Annotated in this window: 3 protein-coding genes and 1 pseudogene; 2 read left to right on the forward strand and 2 right to left on the reverse strand. The window is 30.2% G+C overall.

Annotated features, from left to right (window positions below):
• Positions 1-36: 36 nt before the first annotated feature.
• Positions 37-1,578 (forward strand): annotated as a pseudogene (locus tag GQ540_RS05270) (DASS family sodium-coupled anion symporter).
• On the opposite strand, the gene GQ540_RS05275 reads toward GQ540_RS05270, so the two are convergent.
• Positions 1,575-2,240 (reverse strand): lysoplasmalogenase, encoded by a 666-nt coding sequence (locus GQ540_RS05275; protein WP_291798382.1) that lies wholly within the window; start codon positions 2,238-2,240, stop codon positions 1,575-1,577. The pseudogene GQ540_RS05270 and the gene GQ540_RS05275 sit on opposite strands and share 4 nt — an antisense overlap.
• Positions 2,241-2,249: 9 nt before the next feature.
• Positions 2,250-4,145: a hypothetical protein gene (locus tag GQ540_RS05280; RefSeq protein ID WP_291798385.1), complete on the reverse strand. Its 1,896-nt coding sequence runs from the start codon at positions 4,143-4,145 to the stop codon at positions 2,250-2,252.
• Positions 4,146-4,396: 251 nt separating this feature from the next.
• Here GQ540_RS05280 and GQ540_RS05285 point away from each other — a divergent pair.
• Positions 4,397-4,860: molybdopterin-dependent oxidoreductase (locus GQ540_RS05285; protein ID WP_291798389.1), on the forward strand; the 464-nt coding region annotated here is incomplete at its 3' end.

Consider the following 4,860-nt stretch of genomic DNA (forward strand, 5'->3'; position numbering starts at 1 on the left):
TTTTTGACGTTTATTAATCAAACGTCAAAAAAACCTATGGCAACTTTAAAGCACAAACAAACTATTAATTTTAAATTAATAATTGTTGGAATACTCATTTTCTTTGGAATGATTTTCTTTTTAGATCTTCAACCAGGAAAACCCGAAATAACTTATACAGCTGCCATAGCCGTTTTAATGGCGTTTTGGTGGGTTACTGAAGCTTTGCCCATAGATGTTACTTCATTTTTACCAGTCATACTTTTTCCAATTTTAGGAGTTTTAGATGGCAAAGCAATTTCAAATGCTTACATAAATTATGTTATCTTTTTATTTATTGGTGGCTTTTTAATGGCTTTGGCTATGGAAAAATGGAATCTTCATAAAAGAATAGCTTTAAAAGTATTATCTATCGCAGGAGGAAGTCCATTTATGATTTTATTTGGATTTATGTTTTCATCAGCATTCTTATCTATGTGGATGTCAAATACTGCCACAACAATGATTATGTTACCAATTGCATTTTCAGTTTCAGCAGCTTTGGAAGAAGTTCATGGAAAAGCAAAAATTAATAAATTTATAATTGGGTTACTTTTAGCAATTGCATACGCGTGTTCAATTGGCGGAGTTGCTACTTTAGTAGGTACACCACCAAACCTATCTTTTGTGCGTATTTTTGAAATTATGTACCCTGAAGGACCTTCTATTTCATTTGGTCAATGGATCACTTTTGCATTCCCTATTACGGTAATTATGTTTGTATTTACATTGTTGTTCTTATATTTTATCTACAAACCAACAAAGAAAATTGAAAAGTTAAATAAATCATTTTTTAAAGAAAGATATGACGATTTAGGAAAAGTTACTCCAGAACAAAAAAGAGTATTTATACTCTTCATTTTATTAGCTTTATTGTGGGTTTTTAGAACAAATATTAATCTTGGGTTTGTTACCATTACTGGTTGGAGTTCAATATTTAAACATCCTAAATTTTTAAATGATGGTACAGTAGCTATGCTAATTGCAGTTATTTTATTTATTGTTCCTTCAACTAAAAAAAATCAAGCGCTGTTAACTTGAAAAATCAATAAAAAATTACCTTGGCATATTGTATTTTTATTTGGTGGTGGTTTTGCTTTAGCCAAAGGATTTATAGATTCGGGTTTATCAAATTATATAGGAAGTTTATTGGCTAGTGCTGGCGGATTATCTTCAACAACACTTGTTGCAACACTTGCTGGAATGATGTCTTTACTTACTGAATTTACCTCAAACACTGCAACTACAGAAATGATGTTACCAATTATAGGTGGTTTAGCAAACGAAATTCAAGTGAATCCATTATTAATAATGATACCGGTAACTTTAGCAGCTTCAATGGCTTTTATGTTGCCAATTGCAACACCTCCAAACGCAATTGTTTTTGGAACTAAAAAATTAAAAATGTTGGAAATGATGAAAACTGGTTTTTTAATTAATATTGTAGCAATAATTGTTATAACAGTAATTACTATAACTTGGGGAACTATTGTTTTTGATATTGATACCTCTGTTTTTCCAGAATGGGCAAAACAAGCATCAACAAAAATTCAACATTAAAGTTGTTTGTTCTTTTTAGAATTCAAAATCACAGAACGATATATTAAATATTGAGCCAATATATAAGAAAACATTATTAGTATTTTATTTATATGGTCTTCCAAATAATAAGTGTCAATTGCCAAAACACAATCTGAAAGCATAAAAACAACAGCTCCAGAGAACATTAACAACGATTTTTTAGACCTTGTATTCAAAAAGTCAATAAAAGAAATTGCTCCAAATGTTGATATGGTTAATCCATAAATTATTACTGGCAACAGCATTTCATGAAGCCCTTCTTTTAAATTATAAATTAAAAAACTAAATACTAGTAAGAATGGAATAATTGAAAATAAAACTTTTAGCCAAGAATATTTTTTCACTTGAGATATTACAATTTTAATAAACAAAAGGTGTGTAATTAAAAATGAAACTAATCCCGCAATAAAAAATAATTCGCCCGTAAACAACAAAAATACATCACCCAAAAAAGAAAAAAACAATGCTAAAATATACCATGCATTTCGTTTAGTTACTGACAACACATATAATACAATTAATGAGAGTATTATTAGCGGTTTAAAAACGAAAATAATAGTAGGAAGTTTAAATATAATACCAACAATATCAGCTATTGAAATAAGTAGAAACACTAATAATGCAACTCTAATTTTATTCATTTTAACAATTTAATTCCAAGATGGCAATATACAACTTTTATCTAATTTTTTTAACAATGGTTTTATTCCATTTATCAAACTTTGCTGCATTATTTTTGAACCATCTTTATGACATTCTAAACAAGAGCCTACTAATAATAATTCTTTTTGTTCTTCAACTGAAAACGGTCTAAAATCTAAGCGAGTTGAATTTACAACACCCACTTCAACTTCTTTCAAAAAAGGAACCCAAGCATCTTCAGGTAAATTATCATTTGGATTTAAAGCATATTCTGATGTGAAAACCCATTTTCCAACCCCATTGGTTATTTCATAAAGTAATTCTCCATTTCCATAGCCCAAAGTTGCAGAATTGGAATGACACGATTTACAATCTCTAACATTACTTGTTGTGGTATGAGGCGAGTTTGGTGCGTATAATCTATGGAAAGATACATCTTCTCCTATTTCCTTTCCTGAATAACTCCCCTTGTCAATAGTCATAATCATACCCGGTATTGCAGGCTCAATATGCTTCCCTTCTTTGTTTTCCCGAACTCCCATTGCAGGCATTGATGAAGAAAATTCTGCCACGTGTTCTTTCCACTGCCCTTTTCCATATTTTTTATCTAACAAATCAAAAGCCCTTGGCTCGTCTTTATCAAATTCATTATGACAACCAATACAACGTGAAGTCCACGAAGAATGACACGTTGCACAACTCACATTTTTATGCGCATTATCTCTGGAGCAAATTTCAGGTTGTGGATTTAAAGGATGAAGTACACCGTCTTTCTTTCCAATTAAAAAAGCATTTCCTTCAGCATCAATAAACGTATTTACCAATGGGTGATTATCTTTTTTAACTGCAATCATTTCTTTATCGTAATGCTTGTAATCTCTATGTAAAAACACCAAAATACTTTCGGCATCTAAAGAATCGTATGGTATTGTGTTTGGTTTTTCTTTAAAATGACAATCAGAACATTGCAAAGTAACTGCTTGCTCTTCATGAGTGTATTTTTTACCATCTCCCATTACTTCATGTGAAGAATGACAATCTACACATAACAATCCTTTTGTATGATGTATATCTTCTTCAATGTATTTATAAACTCGTTTATCTTCAACAGTTTTAAATCCTATTTTATCTAGCACATCACTTTCACTCAAAGTAGTTTCTTGCCAACCTTCATAATTTGTTGAAATTCTACTTGAACGACTATGACATCCGTAACAATGTTCATTTTTCACAAAAATATCTGTTGAAGGATGAAATTTTGGAAGTTCCTTTTTTTCTGAAGAGATATATTTCTCTAAATCATTTTTAGCTTCTTCTGAATAATTTAAATGGCATGCATTACAACCTCCACCTCTACTCATTTGTGTAATTTCACCAAACTCTTTTTTTTCAGCTCCTAAATGACAATTTGCACACAAATCACGCATATGTTTATCGGCCGGTGAATCTTTTATGTCTTTAATATGGTAATGATAATCTGGAGAATCTGCTTCACCAAAAATATATTTATCAACTGCAACTAAACCACTATTAGTAGTCATTAATGAATTTTCAATTTTAGATAGTTCATTAGGGTGACATTTACCACAAGTTGCTGCAGCATCTACTAAGTTTCCAGGTATTAAAACCATGCCTTTATGAGAAGCTGCTTTATCTAAAGTATTTGGATTTCCTAAATGACAGCTTATACACCCTATTAATTCTGGATTGTGATATTCTGAGTAGCCTTTTGTATTTGAATGACAATTTAAACAAGACTCTTTATCTAGGTTTTCAATTTTCACATATTGGTTTTCAGATAGTGTTATTGAACTAAAATATGGTTGGCTTTTTAATAAAAAAGCAACTATTAAAATTGAAATTATTACTACAAAAAAAAAGATTTTAATGTATTTATTTTTCATAAAAGAAGTGTTGGGTCAAATTTACAATAAATATAAATTAACTTCTAATCTAAATAAAAAAGCTAGTTCATTGATACTTATTTCAATACAAAATGTATTTTATTTTATGCTACTTAAGTTACATTTAAAAAATTGATTTTCAATTTGTTAATGTAACCATTGTTACCTCATACAAAACCACTATATGACATTTATCATTTTCTTAAATCCACCTTGTAGGTAACTTTACACCAGAAAAAAACGAATAACTTATGACTACTTCAAGAAGAAAATTTATTAAAATTTCTGCCTTAGGACTAGGAGGTGTTGCGGCTACAACTGGTGCATTAAATGCATTTGGAGCCAATTCATATTTAGATGATTTAGTAAAACAAAAAGTTTCTAAAAAATTTAAAAGAACACCTACTTATTGCGAAGTTTGCTTTTGGAAATGTGCAGCTTGGACATATACTAACGAGGAAGGCGAAATTAAAAAAATTATTGGTAACGATGACGACACACATTCTTACGGTCGTTTATGCCCTAGAGGTACTGGTGGTGTTGGAATGTACACTGATAATGATAGACTTAAAACTCCATTAATCCGTACGACTATAAATGGTGAAGAAACTTTTAGAAAAGCTAGCTGGGAAGAAGCCCTTGATTTAATTGCTTCTAAATTTAAAAGTGTAAAAGAAGAACATGGTCCAGAATCATTTGCATTAATAAAACATGG

Origin of the sequence: Lutibacter sp., from assembly GCF_013139515.1 — a bacterium.
Lineage (GTDB): Bacteria > Bacteroidota > Bacteroidia > Flavobacteriales > Flavobacteriaceae > Lutibacter.

Excerpts from the sequence above, each read along its gene's own strand:
- GQ540_RS05275 (WP_291798382.1), bottom strand. The coding sequence starts at position 2,240 with ATGAATAAAATTAGAGTTGCATTATTAGTGTTTCTACTTATTTCAATA.
- GQ540_RS05280 (WP_291798385.1), bottom strand. The coding sequence starts at position 4,145 with ATGAAAAATAAATACATTAAAATCTTTTTTTTTGTAGTAATAATTTCA.